Origin of the sequence: Candidatus Phytoplasma australasiaticum subsp. ipomoeae (assembly GCF_024425275.1) — a bacterium.
Lineage (GTDB): Bacteria > Bacillota_I > Bacilli_A > Acholeplasmatales > Acholeplasmataceae > Phytoplasma > Phytoplasma australasiaticum.
The window spans coordinates 1-18,938 of record NZ_JALQCV010000012.1; the positions used below are offsets into that span (position 1 = coordinate 1).

18 protein-coding genes and 2 pseudogenes are annotated in these 18,938 nt (G+C 21.9%); 14 read left to right on the top strand and 6 right to left on the bottom strand.

Going from position 1 to position 18,938, the window contains the following annotated elements; genetic code table 11:
• The first annotated feature begins 112 nt into the window (after nt 1-112).
• The 10 genes from NQK76_RS01995 (at nt 113) to NQK76_RS02040 (ending at nt 6,291) form a co-directional block, all read left to right on the top strand.
• Nucleotides 113-352, top strand: coding sequence for an HAD hydrolase-like protein (locus tag NQK76_RS01995; RefSeq protein WP_083900702.1), 240 nt, complete (start codon nt 113-115; stop codon nt 350-352).
• Nucleotides 353-368: 16 nt separating this feature from the next.
• Nucleotides 369-950 (top strand): bis(5'-nucleosyl)-tetraphosphatase (symmetrical) YqeK, encoded by a 582-nt coding sequence (yqeK, locus tag NQK76_RS02000; protein WP_255872707.1) that lies wholly within the window; start codon nt 369-371, stop codon nt 948-950.
• A 7-nt stretch (nt 951-957) separates the two neighbouring features.
• Nucleotides 958-1,509: a 16S rRNA (guanine(966)-N(2))-methyltransferase RsmD gene (gene rsmD, locus NQK76_RS02005; RefSeq protein ID WP_255872708.1), complete on the top strand. Its 552-nt coding sequence runs from the start codon at nt 958-960 to the stop codon at nt 1,507-1,509.
• 41 nt (nt 1,510-1,550) lie between these two features.
• The gene (locus tag NQK76_RS02010; protein WP_004994710.1) at nt 1,551-1,763 is read left to right on the top strand and encodes a YneF family protein; all 213 of its coding nucleotides are present in this window, start codon (nt 1,551-1,553) and stop codon (nt 1,761-1,763) included.
• A 77-nt stretch (nt 1,764-1,840) separates the two neighbouring features.
• Nucleotides 1,841-2,128 carry a super-infection exclusion protein B gene (locus NQK76_RS02015; protein WP_238120300.1) on the top strand — a complete coding sequence of 96 codons (288 nt, stop codon included), beginning with the start codon at nt 1,841-1,843 and terminating at the stop codon, nt 2,126-2,128.
• Between the two features lie 50 nt (nt 2,129-2,178).
• On the top strand, nt 2,179-2,580 hold the full coding sequence (locus tag NQK76_RS02020; protein ID WP_004994706.1) for an OsmC family protein: 402 nt from the start codon (nt 2,179-2,181) through the stop codon (nt 2,578-2,580).
• Between the two features lie 130 nt (nt 2,581-2,710).
• On the top strand, nt 2,711-3,580 hold the full coding sequence (locus NQK76_RS02025; RefSeq protein WP_004994705.1) for a MetQ/NlpA family ABC transporter substrate-binding protein: 870 nt from the start codon (nt 2,711-2,713) through the stop codon (nt 3,578-3,580).
• 34 nt (nt 3,581-3,614) lie between these two features.
• Nucleotides 3,615-4,538: a MetQ/NlpA family ABC transporter substrate-binding protein gene (locus NQK76_RS02030; protein WP_213680446.1), complete on the top strand. Its 924-nt coding sequence runs from the start codon at nt 3,615-3,617 to the stop codon at nt 4,536-4,538.
• A gap of 13 nt (nt 4,539-4,551) precedes the next feature.
• Nucleotides 4,552-5,745, top strand: coding sequence for an aminotransferase class V-fold PLP-dependent enzyme (locus NQK76_RS02035; RefSeq protein ID WP_255872709.1), 1,194 nt, complete (start codon nt 4,552-4,554; stop codon nt 5,743-5,745).
• Between the two features lie 108 nt (nt 5,746-5,853).
• Entirely contained in the window at nt 5,854-6,291 is a 438-nt protein-coding gene (locus NQK76_RS02040) for an iron-sulfur cluster assembly scaffold protein (protein WP_255872710.1), read from the top strand.
• 30 nt (nt 6,292-6,321) lie between these two features.
• Here NQK76_RS02040 and NQK76_RS02045 read toward each other — a convergent pair whose 3' ends face one another.
• Nucleotides 6,322-7,659, bottom strand: coding sequence for a hypothetical protein (locus NQK76_RS02045; protein ID WP_255872711.1), 1,338 nt, complete (start codon nt 7,657-7,659; stop codon nt 6,322-6,324).
• 836 nt (nt 7,660-8,495) lie between these two features.
• Nucleotides 8,496-9,728 (bottom strand): aminopeptidase P family protein, encoded by a 1,233-nt coding sequence (locus tag NQK76_RS02050; RefSeq protein ID WP_255872712.1) that lies wholly within the window; start codon nt 9,726-9,728, stop codon nt 8,496-8,498.
• Between the two features lie 325 nt (nt 9,729-10,053).
• On the opposite strand from NQK76_RS02050, the gene NQK76_RS02055 reads away from it, so the two are divergent.
• The 3 genes from NQK76_RS02055 (at nt 10,054) to NQK76_RS02065 (ending at nt 12,598) form a co-directional block, all read left to right on the top strand.
• Nucleotides 10,054-10,719 carry an OTU domain-containing protein gene (locus NQK76_RS02055; protein WP_255872713.1) on the top strand — a complete coding sequence of 222 codons (666 nt, stop codon included), beginning with the start codon at nt 10,054-10,056 and terminating at the stop codon, nt 10,717-10,719.
• 45 nt (nt 10,720-10,764) lie between these two features.
• Nucleotides 10,765-11,322: a hypothetical protein gene (locus NQK76_RS02060; protein WP_255872714.1), complete on the top strand. Its 558-nt coding sequence runs from the start codon at nt 10,765-10,767 to the stop codon at nt 11,320-11,322.
• A gap of 331 nt (nt 11,323-11,653) precedes the next feature.
• On the top strand, nt 11,654-12,598 hold the full coding sequence (locus tag NQK76_RS02065) for an alpha/beta fold hydrolase (RefSeq protein WP_255872715.1): 945 nt from the start codon (nt 11,654-11,656) through the stop codon (nt 12,596-12,598).
• 153 nt (nt 12,599-12,751) lie between these two features.
• Here the strand turns inward: NQK76_RS02065 and NQK76_RS02070 are convergent, their stop codons facing one another.
• Entirely contained in the window at nt 12,752-12,940 is a 189-nt protein-coding gene (locus NQK76_RS02070) for a hypothetical protein (RefSeq protein ID WP_213680452.1), read from the bottom strand.
• A gap of 746 nt (nt 12,941-13,686) precedes the next feature.
• On the opposite strand from NQK76_RS02070, the gene glnS reads away from it, so the two are divergent.
• Entirely contained in the window at nt 13,687-15,336 is a 1,650-nt protein-coding gene (gene glnS, locus NQK76_RS02075; protein ID WP_255872716.1) for a glutamine--tRNA ligase, read from the top strand.
• Nucleotides 15,337-15,422: 86 nt separating this feature from the next.
• Here the strand turns inward: glnS and NQK76_RS02080 are convergent, their stop codons facing one another.
• The 3 genes and pseudogenes from NQK76_RS02080 to eno (NQK76_RS02090) form a co-directional block, all read right to left on the bottom strand.
• On the bottom strand, nt 15,423-16,022 hold the full coding sequence (locus NQK76_RS02080) for a hypothetical protein (protein ID WP_255872717.1): 600 nt from the start codon (nt 16,020-16,022) through the stop codon (nt 15,423-15,425).
• Between the two features lie 763 nt (nt 16,023-16,785).
• Nucleotides 16,786-17,811 (bottom strand): annotated as a pseudogene (gene eno, locus NQK76_RS02085) (phosphopyruvate hydratase); the annotation flags it as partial.
• A 751-nt stretch (nt 17,812-18,562) separates the two neighbouring features.
• Nucleotides 18,563-18,820: pseudogene (eno, locus tag NQK76_RS02090) on the bottom strand (phosphopyruvate hydratase); the annotation flags it as partial.
• Nucleotides 18,821-18,938 lie beyond the last annotated feature (118 nt).

Genomic DNA, 18,938 nt, shown 5'->3' on the forward strand with positions numbered 1-18,938 from the left:
CTGTAATCAGATATTAGGCGCCGGATGCTTGGAAACTTGCTTGTCCGGTTCTGTGGGGGGCTAATTGCGAATATGAAAGTTAAATTATCAATGCACTTTCTAAACCGAGTTAATCTATCCCGATAAAACAAAAAATCACGAAGTAGTTATGATTGGGGACCAATTAACCACAGATATTAAAGGAGCTAATAAATTAAATATTATATCTATTTTAGTAAAGCCTTTGAATAAATCACAAGAAAATTTATTTACAAAATGTAATCGTTTTTTTATAGAAAGACCTTTAATTAATTTAATTCGAAAAACTAATTTAAGTATTTATAATAATAAGTTTAAGAATTTTATTAAATAATAAATAATTATAATTTATGTTAATAGAAACAATTTTAAAAAAAATTAATAATAAATTTAAAAATGATATTTATCGTTTGAATCATATTTTAGGAGTTTATCAAAAAGCTACTGATTTAGCTTTATTTTATGGAGAAAATGCTGAAGAAGCTCAAATAGCTGCTTTATTTCATGATTATACTAAAAATGAATCATTAGAATTTCATTTATCTTTATTAGATAACGAAATTATTAATAAATATAAACAAATGGTATTTATGTATCATGCTTTTAGCGCACCTATTATACTTCAAAAAGAATTTAATATTAATAATACAAATATTTTTAATGCCATTCGTAAACATGTTTGGGGCCACGAAGACATGAATAAATTAGACAAAATTATTTTAATTAGTGATAAAATAGAAGATAGCAGAGAGTTCCCTAATATTAATTATTTTCGGGAATTAGCTTTTAAAAATCTAGATCAGACAATATACGAATTATTAAAAAATAATATAAATTATTATAGTAAAAAAGGATTTGAACCTTTTCCAGAGCAAATAAAAATTTTAAATTCTTTAAGTAAAAAAATATTTAAATTGAAAAAAGTTTGGTAATATCTAAATGTTACGTATTATATCAGGAAAATATAAAAATTTTCGTTTAAATTTAGTACCTTCACAAAAAACTAAAAGTTCTACTCATTTAATTCGAAAAGCTTTATTTGATACTATTCAGAAAGATATTCATAATAGTATTGTCTTAGATTTATTTGCAGGTTCTGGGGCTTATGGTTTTGAAGCTTTAAGCAGAGAAGCTAAAAAAATTTTTATGGTAGATAATTCGCTTCCAGCATATTTAACCATTAGAAAAAATCAAAACAAACTGAAAATTAATAATCAACAAATAATAGTTTTTTACAAAAACTATTTAAATATATTAAAAAGATTTATATCGCAAAAAATTAAATTTGATGTAATCATTTTAGATCCTCCTTATGCTTTTGAAATCAAAAATTTATTTCAAAAATTATTTAAAATAATCCATTCTAGAAGTTGGGTTATTTATGAAACTAATCATAAAAATTTATTACCTGATGTTAATCAAAAATTTATTTTAGTTAAAAATAAAAAATATGGTAGCAAAAGGTTAGTTTTTTACAAACCTATTATTTAACAAAAAAATATTAATTTGGAAAGGGGAATTTAGTATATTTTATGGCTTGGTTCGAAACAATTTCATTTTTATTGGGTTTAATTATAGGTATTTTATCAGGAGCATTAATTATGTTTTTTGGTTTTAAAAAATATTTAGAAAAAAACCCTCCCATTAATAAAAAACAAATTAAAGAAATGTTTAAACAAATGGGAAGGAGTCCTAGTGAAAAACAACTTCAGCAAATTATGTTAGCAATGAAAAATAAAAAATAAACGGAGATTAAATAAAAATAATGAAGTATTATATATTGGTTGTAATTATATTTGTTATTGCGATAACATTTATAATTATGAATTTAATATATCGATTTAATTTTAATTATAAAATTGAACGTTATTTATTAAATTGTGATCTTTTAGAGCAAGAAGTTTTAAAAACTTTTATTAAAAATAAAAATCAAACTTTTCCTTTAACTAATCAATCGCCAATTACTCAAAAATTTTTAAATTTAAATATTTTGACTAAAATAAAAAATGACGATGTTAATCCGGCTCACGGAATTTATTTGTTAAACGCTAATATTTTTGATTTAGTTATAAAAAATAATAAATTAAAAAAAATCTATTTAGAAAATTAATTTAATATTATATTTTAATTGTTATCAAATTTTAAAAGGTATGTCTGAACATGAAAAACCAAATAGAAATTATAGCTTATTATGAACCAAAATTACAAGATATAGGTATTATTCATAAAGGGTTAAAAACAAAGCTAACTTCAGCATTCGCAAATAGTTCTGAAATTAGCAATCCTAAAGAATTATTTTGTGTATCTTTATTGATTTGTTTTTATAAAACCACACGTAAATATTTGAATCATTCTGATTTTAAAATTAAAATTTTATGCAATAGTTGTAGCGATGATAAAGGTTTTTATTTCGATATAAATTTAGTGTGCGGTATTAAAAATTTATCACTTACCGAAACACAAGATATTATGAATATTGTTCATCAGAAATGTCCAATTTCCCGTATGTTAAATAATTATCAATATTTTAAAATTAAACCTATATTATATAAAGAATTTTAAAATATTGTGGTTAAAAAATCATTTAAACTATTTTATTGAGTTAATATCACTTAATAAAGAAATCATTTCATTATAATTAAATTTTTATATTATTAAAGAGTATATATTTATTTTTAGAAAGAAAAAAAATATGAATTTTTCTAAACCAAAATTACAAATAATAAAAGTTGCTAGTCCGATACAAGCTGTATTAAATACTTTAAATAAAGCTAAAGAAATTTATTTTCCACAAGGAATAGATTTACAAGTTATTAAAACTGATTGGACCGAAGAAAGTATTGATAAATTATCTGATGGTTCTGTAGATGGATTAATTTATACTAATGTACATGTTTTTAAAGCCTATAATGAATTCTTAAAAAAACAAAATAAAGAATTATTTTCTTACATACAACCTTTTTATCATTCTAAATATGGTTTATATATAAATCGTAACAATAAAAAACAACTTACTAATTTAGAAAAAGTGAAACAATATCAGAATTTAAAAGTATTATTAGCAGTATCTTTTGCTTTTATTCAACCATGCGATATGTCTCGATCACTTTTACTATTGAAAAATTTAGGATTAATTAGCATTCCTGAAAATATTATTAAAACTAAAAAATTAGATATAAGTTTAGAAGATATTAGTAACCCATACAATTTACAATTTATTAAAACTTCACAAATACCTTATCAATTTGAACAGCCAGATGAATTTGATTTAATGGCTAATTGGCCAGCTTTTATGAAATACAATGCTGATTTTATTAGAATTGGCTCTAATATTTCAGATGACAAAGAACCTCAAGATGAATTAGTAGAATCTTATGCTATAGCTTTAATTTCGCGTCAAAGTAATGCAGATAGTCAAGAAATTAAATTGTTGCAAAAAATATTACAAAACCCAGAAGTTAAAAAATTTCACGCTAATCAAACAAATAACGGTGAAATTGATTATGTAATGATTTCTGATCCAGAAAAAATCAAAAACAGAATAGTTAAAAATTGGTTATAAAAAACATATAAAAAGAAGAAGGTCCATTTAAAAAATGTTTAATTGTCAATCATGTGGTTGTGAAACGAAATCAAAAAAAATCATTAAAATAGCTACTAATTTTCCATCTACTTTAGAAACTTTACAAAAAAATAAAAAATTAATTAATCAAATTGGTTTTGAATTGCAAATTTTTGATGAAAATCAATTAAAAGAACAATATCAAGTAAATTGTAACGATGCTTTAAAAGCAGGAATTATTGATTTTAATATTGCCAACAACTTTCATACTTTAAAAGCTTATAATAATTACTTTGCTCCTGAACCTTTAGAACGTTTAGAAATGATTGAACCTTTTTTTCATCCTAAATATGGATTATACGCTAATAAACAAAACCCTTTAAAGATTCAAACATTAGAGGATGTAAAAAAAATAAAAAACGCTAGAGTTCTTTTTGCTCCGTTTAATGATTTGTTTACTGCTCCTTGTGATTTATCGCGTTCATTATTATTATTAAGAAAATTAAATTTAATTAAAATTGATGAAAAAATTATCGAACAAAAAGGTTATAATTTATCTTTAGAAGATATTGAAAATATTTCTAACTTGCAATTTATTAAAACAGATAACATTTTTAAAGTAGCTCAATTATTTGAAGATTATAATACATATGATTTAGCTATTAATTGTCCGGGTTTAATGAGGAAAAATGTTAATTTTTTACGTTTAGGTTCTATAGGCTTAGGAACTAATGAAAACGAAGAACCTACAGATATTGTTTTTTCTTCGTATGCTATTATTTTAGCCGCTAAAAAAAATTGTCAAAGTAGTCAAAATATAAAAGCAATGAAATGGTTTTTGCGAAATGAAGAAGTAAAAAAAACTTTATTACAAACAGGTAAACCTAATCATGACTATATTATGGTTGGAAATCCAGAACAACTTAAATATAATATTTTAAATAAATTCGATAAATAAAAGATAAATTTATATGATTAATCAATTTCGTAAGTATTTCCCTATTTTTGAAAATAATCCTGATTTAATTTATTTTGATTCCGCTGCAACTACTTTGAAACCCCGAATAGTTATTGAAGAATTGCAAAATTTTTATAATAACAATGGCATGAATATTCGTTCATCTTCTGGTTTAGCAATGCAAAATAATTTATTAATTGAGCAAACTCGAAAAGATATATCGAAATTCTTAAATGCTCAGCCTAAAGAAATTATTTTTACCAAGGGTGCTACTGAATCTCTAAATATGATTGCCGAAATGTTACGACATTTTATTAAACCTGGTGATGAAATTATTACTTCCGAATTAGAACATCATTCATGTTTATTGCCTTGGATGCGAATAGCTAAAGAAAAACAAGCTAAATTAATTTTTATTCCTTTGGATAAAGATTATAAAATAACAGTAGATAATTTTTGTCAAGTTTTATCTAATAAAACTAAATTTGTAGTTTTAAATCATATATCTAATACTTTCGGTTATGAAACGCCTATTAAAGAAATTACTTATATTGCGCATCAAAAGAACATTTTGGTAATTTTAGACGCAGCGCAATCGATAACACATTTATCTATAGATGTTCGTGATTTAGATATAGATTTTTTAGCTTTTTCAGCTCATAAAATATATGGCCCTTTTGGGATTGGTATTTTATTCAGTAAACAAAAATTATTAGAACGATTATCTCCTCCTATTGTGGGCGGAGGTAATGTTTGCGAAGTCAATCATAATAATTTTATGTTTAATGAATTACCAAATAAATTTGAACCAGGTACATTAAATATTGGCGCTATTTTAGCTTTACAAAAAAGTTTGAATTTTATTACAACAATAGGAATAAATCGAATACAACAATATACTAGTAATATTATTAAAAAAATCCATATTTTTTTAAAATTAATGCCTCAAATTATAGTTTTTAATCCTCAATCTACAAATATGATTTTATTTAATTTTAAATATATTCATGCCCATGATATAGAAAATTTTTTAAATAATCATAATATTTATGTGCGAACCGGTAAACATTGTGCCAATTTAATTATGAAAAAAATTAATCAAATTAGTACTATTAGAATTTCAGCAGGTATTTATAATAATGATAAAGATATTAACTATTTAATTTCTGTTTTAAAAAAAATTAAAGATTTAAATAGTATTATATAATTTTTTATAGTAATAAGAATATAATTTTAAGAAATTACGTTTTAATTACATGTGATAACACTTTATTACAAAAATAAAACTAATTTTATTACTGAAAGAAAGAGGTGAATGTTGATTTATTTAAAAGATAAAGATAAAAAAATTATGATATATCATTTTAATAATCCTCAAAACCAAGGTCTATTAGATGATCCTAATTATTCATATTTTCGTTACCAAAATAATTATTGCGGTGATGCGATAGAATTACAACTTTATATTATTAATCACGAATTACAAAATATTCGCCATAATACTCAAGCTTGCGCAATTTGTTGTATTTCAGCGAGTATTATGTCTATAATTGTTAAACAACAAAAAATTAAAAACATATTATTTAAAATTAAAAATTTTTTATCTATGTTAAATCAACAAAAATTTGATTTTAATGAAATTAACGAAGAATTGCAAATTTTTAAATTTTTTTGTGATAATCCTGGAAAAATTACTTGTATTAGTTTACCTTGGCAAGCTTTAAAAAAAGCTATAGAATCTCTTGGATATTAAAAAAATAATATCAAAAATTATCTTTTCGGATTAATTATCATAACTATATGGTAAATGACAAGGGATATACATTATTCCTGGAATAACTATATTAGATAATGTCAAAGGATAATGATCATCGTAATAATAGTGAATTTCATTGCCAGTAGAAGTTATTTCTTTTTTTAATTGCATTGTATTTTCTAAATAAGTGTATTCGAAAATATGTTGATTAGGCCATATTTCTTTAACTAAATTGCCATTAAATTCGTCAAATTCTTGAATATAACCATGAGGAAAAATTATTTTAACAATATTTTTACACATATCATTGTCTGAATATATTATTTCAGTATTTTTTGTGATTCCATTGTTATCAGTAATTTTAATAATTTTATAATTTTTTGTTTCATCTATTTCAACTATAGAATTATCAGGTAATTGTTTCATTTTAATCGAATTATTTTCTGTATTTATATTTAATAAATATTCTGTTTTGATTATGTTATCTTTTGTTTTTATTTGGATCGGTAATAAATTATTATCATATTTTATAATAGTACCATCAGGTAAAATTTCTTGTTCTAATTTAAAAAAATAATTTTTATGCATTTTGTGAATTCTATATTTTCGAATAAATTTATCTATTAAATTATCTTGATCTAAAAAAAATAAATAAAAACCATAATATTTACGTTGTTCGCCATTTGGAAAAATGATCTTTTGTATTGTTTTAGTTTTAGGATTATATTCGCGAATATATTTATTAGAAATTTCTTGAATAACATCTTTTTTATAATATCTAGTTATACCATTAGCAAAAGTTTCTTGGATTTTATGATATTTATAAGTTTTTTGTTTTTTTTCAGGAAATTTTTCTTGTAATAAATATTTATCATATTTATAATCTTTATTTGGTAAAATTATTTCTATTTTTTTATCATTATGATCATATTTCTTAATAATCCCATTAGAATTGATTTTACGAAATAAACGTTTTTGATCATCATATTCGTGAATATTGCCATCTAAAAAAATTTTTTTTTTAAAATTATCTAAATGATCCAAATTAATAATATCATCAGATACATGATTATAATCGTATCCAGTGATCATATCTTTTGAATTAAATTTTTTATGTACCAATTCTCCTGTAATAGGATCATATTCTTTAATATTGCCTTGTTGATCAATAATTTTAATAATTTTAATTATGCGATCTCCTTCATTAATGGGTATATTTTCTGATATTCTAAAATCTAAATGATTATTTAATGTGGTAACAATGTCATAATCTTTTTTCGTATAATAAAAATGATCAAATAAATAAATTAATAGTAATGCCAATAATAATAAACATATAAATTTAATTTTTGTTAATTTTAACAAATATTAAAATCCCCTTTTTAAATTAAATATTATTTTTTAATCATTTAAAATAAAAATTAAATTACAAATGATAATGAAATACTTAAATAAATTTTTTTCAATTATTAAAAAAAATATTACTTAGAATATTTTTTTAAAATAATTTTAATATTAAAATATCAAAAAAACTTCTTCATTTCTATTAATATTTCTTAATTTTTTTGATTCAATGATTAAAAATTTTTAATCCTTTTTTAATTTTTTTAATAATTTTAAAAATGATTTTTAATAAAATAATAATTTTCTATTTCATAATTTTTTTCTATTTTATAATTTGTTTTGATCTTTATAAGAAAATAATGTAAAATATTTATGATTTATAAATTGTTCTATTTTAATAACTTTATATAATTTTTCATTTAATACAGATTTTAAAATATTTCTAAAAATGTTTATTTAGGATATTTTTTCTAATTATTTTCCAATTAGATTAAAATTTCTGTTGTTAGTTAATTATGTTTTTTAAATATAAAAAAATAGAATAATTTTTATTTATTCTCGAATCTTTTTAAATTTATTATTCTTTCAATAAGACCAATAATATAAATATAAATAAAATAATTTTTAATTTCGTTTTTGTTACTTTTTGAATGGAGGATTTTGATAAAAACAAAATGAAAATAATTTAATATTAATATTAGAATATTTTGCGAAAATTATAAATAAAATTTATCATTTTTTAAAGGCAAAAATAAATAATTTATATATAACATTGATATTATAACAAATCTAATTTAAAACAAATAAATTCTAAATTATTTTTGATATAGTTAATGTTATAATATTTGGTCAAATATTTATTTAATTATTAATGATTCTATTTCTGCAATTTCTTTAGGAATTTTAGCAGATAAATTAATATTTCCTTGTTTTTTTACAATAATATTATCTTCAATTCGAATTCCCAAATTTAAATGTTCAATATATAAACCAGGTTCAATAGAAATAACGCTATTTTCTCCAATAGGTTCTTCTGGATTTATACCTAAAACATCATGCGTATCCAAACCTAAATAATGACTAATACTATGATAAAAATAATTTTCAATTTTTTCTACAAATCCAAGTTTTAGCATACCTTGAGCTAGAATTTGTTTTCCGTATCTATTTAAATCTTGCATACTATGTTCAGGTTTAACCCAATTAATTAATGTTTTATTAGTGTTTAAAACTAAATCATAAATTTGATTTTGTATAGATGTAAATTTATGTTTTAAAGGAAAACAACGAGTAATGTCTGAAGAATAATTATTGATTACTACTCCTGCATCCATTAAACAAATATCTTCATCATTTAATTTAGAATTATTTTTGTTATAATGCAAAATTAAAGCGTTTTTTCCCGAAGCAACAATAGTTTCAAAAGCATTTTTAGCTTTTTGCATTTCTAAAAAATAATGAAAATGAGCTGATATTTCAAATTCATATTGACATTTTTTTAAATTATTAAATGTATATATTAAAGAATGATAATGTATGTCAATGGCATGCTTAATATAATTAATTTCTTCATTATTTTTTTGTTTACGCAAATTTAATAAAATTGGAGAACTGTTGGCTATTTCGATCCAAGGCCAAGAACTTAAAAATTTATAAATTTGTTCATAACCCCAACAATAATATTTTTTATGATAATACGGGATATCAAAATAAACTTTCGGTGACAATGATTTAAATTCACAAATTTGTTTATTAAGCCAAACATTAAAATCTTTCATTTCATAAATATTATTACATGAAATTTTTGATATATTATTTATTTGTTCTTTATTTAATTGATCATCATTCCATAATTTATGAATAGGATTTATGTTAGGTATAAATAAAAATGTTTTTTGCATTGATGATTTTTTTATAAGAATTAAAATGCTACCATCTTGTTGAATTCCTGTTAAATAGTAAAAATTTTTATTAACTTCGAATGGAAATAATTGATCCCCACTTTTATAATGTGAATGACCTGAATAAAATAAAGCTATAGAATTGTCATTTATACATTTAAAAAAACGATTACGATTATTAGAAAACATATATTACAAAAACCTCTACAAAAAATATTTATTTAAAATATTTAATAATTATTTAATTAACCAATTAATAAAAAATATTTTATTTTTAAAAATAAAAATAAAATTTTCTAAATGCATAAAATTAATTTATTTATAATAATAAATTCGCTAAATTATTTGAATTATTTTTTTAATCTTTGTTATATAGTTATAAAAAACTATGATTCATTATATTTAATTATTATAAATTAATTTTTTGAATTAAATTTAAAAATTATTTTAGATAACCAATAAGAAAATTAATTTAATAACGTGAAAGGAAAATGGTTAAATAAACTTAAAAAATATGTTTAATATTAAAAAAAAATTTAAAATTATTTTCGGTATGTTTGCACTTTTATGGTCATTAATCATAATTTTTATTATTGGCCATCGTTTGGTATATAAAACAAAAGAAAAACAAACATCGAATTATGATAATTATTCTTATCGAAAGATCTATGATCAAGATTTGGAAAATCGTAAATTAGTTGAAAAATTAGCTTATCTAGGATTTGAACATTTTAAAATAGGATTAAAAGATGAAAATTTACGCGAACAATATAACCAGTTGGCTAATGATGAAACTTTGAACATAACACAAATTGAAGAAAAAATTTTTAATAGATCATTAAACACTGCAGAAACATTTTTGATACAAAGCACTATTGATTTTTTATCTAAAAAAATAAATAAAACAATAATATTGAAAATCAGAGTAATTAAACCATCTACAAGTTTTTTAGCAGAAGTAAAGTCTTTATATGAGATATCAAATAATTCCATTATTACATTAGATATGCAAAATTATAACAATCAACATTTTTATATTAAACATTCGAGTGACACTCCTGGGGATGGTTATTGTTTTTTTCATGCACTCAAATACTTATTAGATCAATCTGTTCCTGATTGGTTAGATAAAATTTGCAAAGAATTAAATGAAGTGAAATTATCATTTTCAAAAAAATAAAAACACAAAAACTTATTGTCTACCCGGAATATTTTGTTCAAATGGGTGATATATCAGGAGAAATGGCAACAATATGAACAATATGAACAAAAAAAAAACAATTACAATATATTTATCCAAATAGTATTGATTTGGTTCTTAATTATATTAAGTTATTTTATAATATTTTTTTTTCCAATATCAAAAAAAATTTCTAAAATTCCTTTTATGAATATACCTGATAATTCAGAATCTAAATCTATGTCTTTTAATTTGATTAATATAATAAAAGAGAAAACACCTTTGTATCGTTTTTTGATTAAATTGCCTTATTATTTAGTAGGATCTTGCAAATTAGAAATTGACAAAGCTTTAAAAGAAAATTTTGTTTATGAACAAAATTCCAATATTGAATTTAATAAAAGTGATGGATTAATCACAATTCATAATGTGGAAAAAATATTAAATCATAACATTTTAATAGGAGAAACTTTTATTCCATTAAAATTTGGTTTTTGGAAAAATAGAGAACATTATGCATTTACTTTTCAAATTTATTTTATCGCATATAAATTAAGTTATAGTGATGATTATGATTATCGCATAAAAGTTAGAAAAAAATAAAATTAACTTAATATTTTTTAGTTTTAATAAACCAAAAATAAAGTTTTAAATTTATTTTATTTATTTTTAATCATTATATATTTAATTTTTTTATATTTATGAAAAAAATAATAAAAAATCTTAATAATTATATTTTATTTTGAAATTATTAGTTATTATATTAATTGATTAATAAGTTGTAATTAAGTTTCATTAATTAAATAAAAATTTGTAAATTGTTATTAATTTTTTATCTATCTTTATATTATTAAATTTTTAATATATCAAATTCATTATTAAAAAATATTTTTTAGTCATAAAATTATTTTCAAATGGGAGAAAGATTTTTAAGATGTATTATCAAAAACAATTCAATAATAAAAATAAAAAACATAATAATTTGATATTTAATATTTTATTTAAAACGACAATTTGTTTAATTTTTGTTTTTAAAATACTAAAATTTTCTAATTTTTATTTATTAGGATATCATAATACTAATCTATATGTTAATGTTAAAAACGCTATGGAACCTCAAAAAGCTAAAGCGAACATCATCATTACACATGATATCGGAGAAAGTTCTCAAGAATATGAAAGATTAACTAATTTTCTAAACGCAAATAATTATAATACTATAACATATGATTTAAGAAATCATGGTCAAAGTATACAAAATCACGATAATTTAGGAGATATCGAAGATGACAAAATTTTTATAAATGATTTGCATAAAATTATAACGTTTTTAAAAAGACAAAACAATTTAAAAATCTTTTTATTAGGTCATTCATTAGGAAGTATTATTAATAATTGCTACGTTTATAAATTCCAAGATATAGATGGAGTTATAAATACCGCTACATATTCAAAAATTTTGAACAAAACTACAAAAATTTTAGAATCAAAGAGCATTAATCAAAATGAAAAAATTATCATCATGGATAATTATGCCGAATCCGAAAGATTAACTTTAAGATTAGAAGAAATTAGTAATAGAATTACTACTGTTACAACTAGATTTATCTATAATACTATGATTTTAATGATTACACAATTTCAAAAAAATTTAATTAATTATGAATTCTACTATCCTAAACCTATTTTATTATTACACGGAAAAAAAGATAATATTATTGATTATACACATAGTAAAGAGTTATTTGAATTAATCAAAAGTCCTGATAAAACTTTAAAATTATATTCCACAAGTAATCATAATTTATTAAATAATAATTTTTATACTTCAATATATAAAGATATTTTAGAATGGTTAAATAATCGAATATCTATATAAAAATAAAAATACTCTGAATATAAATTAAAAAAGAGAGATCATAATTTAATGACAATTTTGAACAATTGTCATAAAAAAATGATCTCTCTATTATGATTATAATCTATTTTTTAAAAAATTTTTATAATATTTTCCTAAAATTTACTTTATTTTTTATGAATTATCTTTTTTATTTTTTTCCGGATCAAGGCTACGCCAAGTTTTTCGAATTTCTTCAAGAGATGTTATATAATTATCTTCGTAATTGTTGTCAATATTAGCATTTGATTCATTTTTTATCACAAATAAAATAATAAATAATATTAATAAAAAAGTAACACGACTTATCAATTTAATATACATTTAAGATGACTCCTGAAAAAATAAAATTTTTAAAAAACGCTTACTTTAGTATACTAAAAATATCTAAAAAAAACTACCTTAATTACTTTTATATTCATTTTTAATAAAAATTAATCGAAAAATCTATTTATTGGATATATTTTGTTAAATTTTATTTTTTATAAGTAAAAATACTAAAAATAAATTATATAATTATTATATTACATCTCTATTTAGATATGTTATATATAACTTAAATCATCATAAAATATGCCTATAATTTTATGACTTGACAAAAAACTTCGGCAAATTAATAAAAAATTATTTAAAAAATATCCAGCAACATTATTTCCTAAATAATAAATAAAAGAAAAAATAATCGATAAAATTAAAAAAAGAGATCACTAATTAAAAAAATTTTTTTATAGTTTGTAATTAATAACAAAAAAATAATTTTTTAAATAGTAAAATGCATAACATTAATTAATGCGCGAAAAACAAGATATTATTGATATATAATTGCCATAAATTATAAAAAACAATCATATAACTAAAATAAATTATTATACAAAACCAAAATTTAAATATTACAATATTGAGCTTAATTAATAATATCTTTAGTTATCTTAATACATTATAGATTTAATAATTTATATTAATTAATCTTAAAAACTTAAAAAAGATAATACTATATAGAATAAAAAAATAAATTGCGTCAAGTAATAATTAATTTTATAAAAATAAAAAGGAGAAAAAACAAATATTTTATGATAATCTCTAATTTTATCAAAACTATTATGAAAAAGGATTTGCAACAAAATAAAATATCTGAAATTATCACTCGTTTTCCTCCTGAACCGAACGGTTTTTTACATTTAGGACACGCTAGAGCTATCATTATTAATTTTGAATTAGCCAAATCATTTCAAGGAAAAACATATTTAAGGTATGATGATACTAATCCAATACGTGAGAAATCTATTTATATTGAAAATATCCAAAAAGATATAAATTGGTTAGGTTATAAACCGGATAAAATTTTTTTTACCTCAGATTATTTCGAAATAATATATAAAAAAGCTATTTTATTAATACAAAAAAACAAAGCTTTTGTAGATGATTTAAATACAGAAGAGTTAAAAAAAACAAGAGAAATGCAACAATGTTCTCCTTATCGTAATCGCTCTATATCAGAAAACTTAAAACTATTTATTCAAATGGCTCAAGGTAAATTCCAAATAGGAGAAAAAGTGTTAAGAGCGAAAATTGATATGTCTAGTCCAAATATTAATTTAAGAGATCCAGTTTTATATAGAATTTTGAATACCAAAAGTTTAAAGCAACAACATCATTATATTTATCCTACTTATGATTTTGCTCATCCTTTAGCTGATTCTTTAGAAAAAATTACCCATTCACTATGCTCTTTGGAATTCGAAGATCACCGTCCACTTTATAATTGGATTATTAAAGAAACCGAAATGATTCACGTTCCGCAACAAATTGAATTTGGTCGATTAAATATTGTTGGTACTTGTTTAAGCAAAAGAATTCTGAAATTATTAGTTGATTATAATTTAGTAAAAGGTTGGGATGATCCGCGTATGCCAACTTTAATAGGTTTAAGAAATCGTGGATTAACTCCCTTGGCAATTAAAAATTTCATCATAGAAGCTGGTCTTTCCAAAATAAACAGTAATATCGATAAAAATATGTTAGACGCCTGTTTAAGAAACGATTTACAATTAAAAACTAAAACTATAATCGCTATTATCAAACCTTTAAAAATAACTATTACCAATTATCCCGAAAATAAAATAGAATATCGCGAAATACCTTATTACAAAAATAATGAACAAATCAAAAGAAAAGTTTTTTTTTCACGTAATATTTATATAGAACATAACGATTTTGAAATAAATAAACCTAATAAAGATTTTAAAAGATTATTTTTAAATGGAGAAGTTAGACTTTTATATTTTTACTTTATTAAAGCTTATAAAATAATAACTAATAAATCCGGAGAAATTATAGAAATTTTAGCTACTTACGATCCAATCACTAAAAGTGGTAGTGGTTTTAACCAACGTAAACCTAATGGTACTATTCATTTTCTAACTATTGAGAATTCTTCCGAAGCAACTTTTAATTTTTATCAAGATTTATTATTAAAGAATACTGATGAATTAAATAATCAAAAACCTGAAGAAATTAAAAATTTTTTTAATTTTAACTCTTGGGTACAACAAAAAGGTTTTATAGAAAATACTTTAGATTTTAAAAATAATTTAGAAAAATTTCAATTTATTAGACATGGTTTTTTTAATTTAGAACATAAAAATAATCAAATAAGAAATTTTAATGAAATTGTAGCTTTAAAAAAAAAACATCAAACATTAAATTTTAATTTCAAATAAATTAACAAAATTTTAATAATTATTTAAAAAAAACTCCCAGAAAATATATATTATAAATTCTGAGAGTTTTTTTCATTTAACAAAAATTATTGCATAGTTGCGATAGTAAGTGCTACTACACCTGGTGTTTGAGCTACTAATTTTAAAAGCATGCCAAAATGATACTTAAATATTAATTTAGTCAAAGCTTCAACAATATCTCTGGAACAATTAGATAAAAGTTGATTCAACCTATCTGTATCTTTTAAATTATTTACTTGAATCGTTGATAAAGATGAATCATGTGAACTTGATGTTATAATATCTTTTGCATCTGCCGCAATATTATTTAATTGAGCGATATCATCAACATCAGAGTAAAAGGTATTTTGATTTATTGCAACTAAATTATCTAAAGATTGAAAACAAACTGCTGCTTCAAATGCTGGAATTGAATTTACAACAGGTTCAGATTCGCTTAATTTATTATTATATTGATAAAAAATTTTCAATAATTTTGATTTTTGTTCATTATTGAGATTGTTAATATCTTGATTAGTTAAAGCTACCGAATCCGATAACATGGCACTGTTATTCGTTAAATGAGCTAATAAAATATTATTATTCATTATAATATAGCATAATGCTACAAATAATAATGATAATAAACCGGGAATAAACCTTAGTTGTTTAATTTTATTTTTCAAAATATTTTTATCCCCCTTATAATATTCTGATATTTATTTAATTTATAGTAAAACAACATTGGTGTTCATGATCATTGTAACATATTTTGATATTATTTAAAAATTATAATTAATTTTAATCATTTTAATAGTAAATAACTATTATAACTCTTCCCTTTTATACTACAATATGATGTTGTGCTAGGCGAACAATCTAATAATAATGGATTTTCGTAAGAGGATTTTATAATATAAAATTTATTGTTTCCATTTGTTGTATCCAAGTATTTTAAACTTTTATTAAAATCCTTTATATAATTATATTTTTGTTTATTCGTTGGTTCATTGACTCTCTTATAAGAGTTGGAACTAAGTAAAATAATAATTAAAATAAATAATAATAATAAAATTGCAATTTTAATCAATGTTTTTCTTTTAATCACATATTCTTTTTCCATTTTTACATCCTATCATGTTTATATTAAATATTTATATTAATTATTTTTAATTTAAAATTAATTATTTTTATTAAAATGTATAATTTTTAACTTTTTATTTAAAGAAAATTTAAAGTAATTAAATAGTTTTAAGAAATTATTTTTTTTCAAATTAACAACGATTCTCATAATGACAATTAATTCTAACAAACATTTATATTTTCGTCAATATTATTAATTTAATTAAGATTAAAAAATTTTCAAAAAATAAAAAAGATCAACTTAAAGTTGATCTTAGTAATTTTTTATTATTTGTTTTAACTTTAAATTAAATAAATTGAAAAAAGTTATTTTAGCAAATTAAATACTTTTAAACCTAAAAAAGGTGCTGTAGTAGTTAATTTTTCTTCAATTCGTAATAATCGATTGTATTTAGTAACACGATCTGTACGACAAAGAGAACCTGTTTTTATTTGACCCACATTAGTAGCAACAGATAAATCAGCAATAAAATCATCTTCAGTTTCACCGCTGCGATGAGAAATAATTGCTGTATAACCAGCTTTTTTAGCCATTTCAATTGCTTCTAAAGTTTCTGTTAAAGTTCCTATTTGATTTAATTTGATTAAAATGGAATTAGCAATATTATTTTCAATTCCTTTTTGTAATTTATTGATATTAGTTACAAACAAATCATCTCCAACTATTTGTAATTTTGTTCTTAATTTTTTAGTTAATAATTTCCAACCTTCCCAATCGTTTTCGTCTAAAGCATCTTCGATAGAAATTATCGGGTATTTTTTCACTAAATTATCAAAATAATCCACTAATTCTAAGCTAGTTAAATAACATTTATGCCCTTTTTCTCCTGATAAAACATATTTTTTATTTTTTTTATCAAAAAATTCAGAAGCAGCTATATCCATACTGATATATATATCTTTACCAGATTGGTAACCGGCATTATGAATAGCTTCTAAAATGATTTTAAGAGCTTCTTCATTTGAATTTAAATTGGGGGCATATCCTCCTTCGTCTCCAACATTTGTATTTAATTTTTTTGACTTTAAAATTTTACCTAAATGATGAAATATTTCTGAACCGTATCTTAAAGCTTCTTTAAAATTAGGAGCGCCTACAGGTAAAATCATAAATTCTTGAAAATCAATATTATTATCAGCATGCGAACCGCCATTAATTATATTCATCATAGGAACAGGCATTTGTTTTGGTTGTATACCACCTAAATAATCATATAATTCCATATTAAAATAATTAGCTCCGGCTCGCGCACAAGCTAAAGAAACTCCAAGGATAGTATTAGCGCCTAATTTACTTTTATTAGGTGTACCATCTAAAGCTATTAATTTTTTAATATAGATAGAATATTTGCGTTTCAATATCAAAATTGGTATTTTTGATATCTATTACAAACAGCCCCCATCTAAACCGGACAAGCAAGTTTCCAAGCATCCGGCTTGCCATAATTTACCTTCTTACGAAGACTAACTTAATGTCACCACTGGTTAGTTGTTGATTATAATCGTCCTGTAACACTTATATTTATGATATTGCACAATAAATTACTGACTTCTTTTGCCCTATAAAGGTCGTTAACCTTCATCTTGGGAGGGCGATTAACTTAATTATTCCAAATTAAGTTTTACTCCTCCGACTACTAAAAAGTCGCTTTATCCTTGAGCCTAATGACTTTTATTTCATTATTAGTTAATTTAATAACTAGCTTTTAGGATTCTCCCAATTACTCTAAATATCTACCTTGATTCCTTAGGTGAATTAACCATTTTACTAATGGTGAGATTCCAGGTTTACTTTCGTTGATAAATATCCTACACAATTGATAAATGTTGATAGTTTCTGGACTGTTTGGTGTTAGTAATTTGCAAACAGGTTAGCTTATTACATCTTCTTTTTTTCTTAGGCCCTTTCAAGCTTATCCTTAGAATCATTCGGTGGCGGTATCTTTTTGACTAACTACTTCATCGTAATCCGCTTTTAAGAACTGCTATAATTCTTTATTGTTTCCTTTAAAGAACCGTTCTTAGCCTTTCAGTGTTTATCGCACTGGTGATTGGTTAAATCACAGGATATTTAGGCTTCTTGGGCGCCCTCAATTAACGCTTGATTATTTACAGGCATACCTATAATTTTTGAAGAAATAATATTTTGAATATTTTTAATTGCTTTTAATACACCTTTACCTAAAAATCTTTGAACATCATTATCTCTTAATTCAAGAGCTTCGTGTTCCCCTGTAGAAGCTCCGGAAGGAACTGAAGCTCTTCCGAATGCACCAGAAACTGTAAATACTTCTACTTCGACAGTGGGATTTCCTCTTGAATCTAAAAATAAGGATAGAATATTTGCGTTTCAATAACCCTATATTTCGATTATCTATTACAAACAGCCCCCCTCTAAACCGGACAAGCAAGTTTCCAAGCATCCGGCTTGCCATAATTTATCCTTTTTATCGGACTAA